The sequence below is a fragment of the Catellatospora tritici genome (assembly GCF_019083965.1).
GTDB lineage: Bacteria > Actinomycetota > Actinomycetes > Mycobacteriales > Micromonosporaceae > Catellatospora > Catellatospora tritici.
The window spans coordinates 1-1,958 of the sequence record NZ_JAHRCY010000032.1 but is presented as its reverse complement, the minus strand read 5'-3'; the positions used below and the strand labels follow the sequence as shown (position 1 = coordinate 1,958).

Below are 1,958 nucleotides of genomic sequence, written 5' to 3'. Positions count from 1 at the left end.
TCGCGGCCGCCTCCCCGAGCGCCCGCGGCCGGGTCGGATCGTGCGGGCCGCCCGGACACGTGTGAGGCCACCAGCCATAGGACCCTTGAGAGCCCGACGGGGCACCGGCCCGCGGCGGCGCCTCCCCCGTCCAGGGCGCTCGCTTGACTCGGCTGGCACTATTGCCACCGTGTCTCCCGATTTCACCGTCGTCCTGCGTGGCTTTGACCGCGAAGAGGTCGACCACCTGCTCGCCGAGTTCGCCGCCGGCCACCTCACGGCCGAAGACCTGACCCGGGTCGAGTTCACCGTCGTGCTGCGCGGCTACGACCGCGACCAGGTCCGGCAGCACCTGGCGCTGCTGGCGGCCGGTCCCGTGCCCCGCAGGCCCGCGCCCGGCCCGGCGCAGCGCCAGCCGGTGTTCGGCAAGGCGGTTCTGTTCGTCAAGGGTTACGACCGGGCGCAGGTGGACGCGTTGGTGGCACGGGTGGCGCCGGTGCTGGCGGGCGGCGGCGGGATCACCGCCGACGAGATCGAGAACTTCGGCTTCGACGCCGCTCGCAGCGGATACGACTGCGAGCAGGTGGACCGGTGGCTCGACGCGGTCGTGCACGAGCTGCGCGGCCGGGCCTGACCCCTAGAACGCGCGCAGGTACTGGTCGGGCCAGTGCGGCTGGGCGCCCAGCTTGGCCAGGGCACGGCGCGGCCAATACGGGTCGCGCAGCAGTTCCCGCCCCAGCAGCACCAGGTCGGCCTGCCCGTCAGCGACGATCTGCTCGGCCTGCTCCGGCTCGGTGATCAGGCCGACCGCGCCGGTCGGCACGACCGCGTCGCGGCGCACCCGCGCCGACAGGGGCACCTGATAACCCGGCCCGATCGGAATCTGCGCGTTCGGGTCGGCGCCGCCGGAGGAGCAGTCGATGAGGTCGGCCCCGGCCCGCGCCAGCTCGATCGCGAACCGCACCGAGTCGTCGACGGTCCAGCCGCCCTCGGTCCAGTCGGTGGCGGAGATCCGCACCAGGACAGGGATCCGGTCGCCGACCGCGGCCCGCACCGCGCGGACCACCTCCAGGGCCAGTCGGGTGCGACCGTCCCACGATCCGCCGTAGCCGTCGGTGCGGTGGTTGGTCAGCGGCGAGTAGAACTCGTGCAGCAGGTAGCCGTGCGCGGCGTGCACCTCCACGGCCTGGAACCCGGCGGCGACCGCATACTCCGCGGCCTGCGCGAACGCGGTGACGAGGGCGTCGACTCCGGCCTGGTCCAGCGCGGCGGGGGTGCGGTACGTCGGCACGAACGGCTGGTCGCCCGGACCGACCGGGGTCCAGCCGCCGTCGGCGTCGGCGACGCCGCCCCGCTCGGTGGCGAACGGCCACCAGGTCGAGGCCTTGAACCCGGCGTGCGCGAGCTGCACCGCGGGCACCGCGCCGTGCGCCGCGACCTGCGCGGTGATCGGGCGCCAGGCGTCCACATGCGCCGGTGACCACAGGCCGGTGTCACGCGGGGAGATCCGGCCTTCCGCGACGACGGCGGTGGCCTCGGTGAGGACCAGCCCGGCGCCACCGACGGCCCGGGAGGCCAGGTGCGTCAGGTGCCAGCCGTTGGGCAGTCCGTCCGCCTCGGCCGAGTACTGGCACATCGGCGCCAGGGCGATGCGGTTGGGCAGGGTGACGTCACGCAGCTTCAGCGGCTGTGCCAGGGGGCTCACGGACCCACCCTACGACCGGTCCGCGCTCATGGCGCACGGTCGTGAGGTGCGTCGCAGCCTGGAATATCCGGCGGGGAAAAGGGGCGGGTGGCCCCAGCGCCACCCGCCCCTTTGACCTCTGCCGCCGATCAGGCGTCGGCCAGCAGTTGCTGGCGCAGGGTGCCGATACAGCGGGTGAGCAGGCGCGAGACGTGCATCTGGGAGACGCCGATCTGCTCGGCGATCTGCGCCTGGTTGTAGCCGCAGCCGAACCGCAGCGACAGGATGCGCCGCT

The 1,958-nt window shown here is 73.9% G+C and carries 3 protein-coding genes; 1 reads left to right on the top strand and 2 read right to left on the bottom strand.

Annotation, left to right across the window (positions count from 1 at the left end; genetic code table 11):
- The first annotated feature begins 169 nt into the window (after positions 1–169).
- Positions 170–613, top strand: a complete 444-nt coding sequence (locus KUA19_RS44320) for a DivIVA domain-containing protein (protein ID WP_217404349.1) — start codon at positions 170–172, stop codon at positions 611–613.
- Positions 614–616: 3 nt separating this feature from the next.
- Here KUA19_RS44320 and KUA19_RS38590 read toward each other — a convergent pair whose 3' ends face one another.
- Entirely contained in the window at positions 617–1,684 is a 1,068-nt protein-coding gene (locus KUA19_RS38590) for an NADH:flavin oxidoreductase/NADH oxidase (protein ID WP_217404347.1), read from the bottom strand.
- Between the two features lie 128 nt (positions 1,685–1,812).
- Positions 1,813–1,947 (bottom strand): sigma factor-like helix-turn-helix DNA-binding protein, encoded by a 135-nt coding sequence (locus tag KUA19_RS38585; RefSeq protein WP_302563708.1) that lies wholly within the window; start codon positions 1,945–1,947, stop codon positions 1,813–1,815.
- Positions 1,948–1,958: the final 11 nt, after the last annotated feature.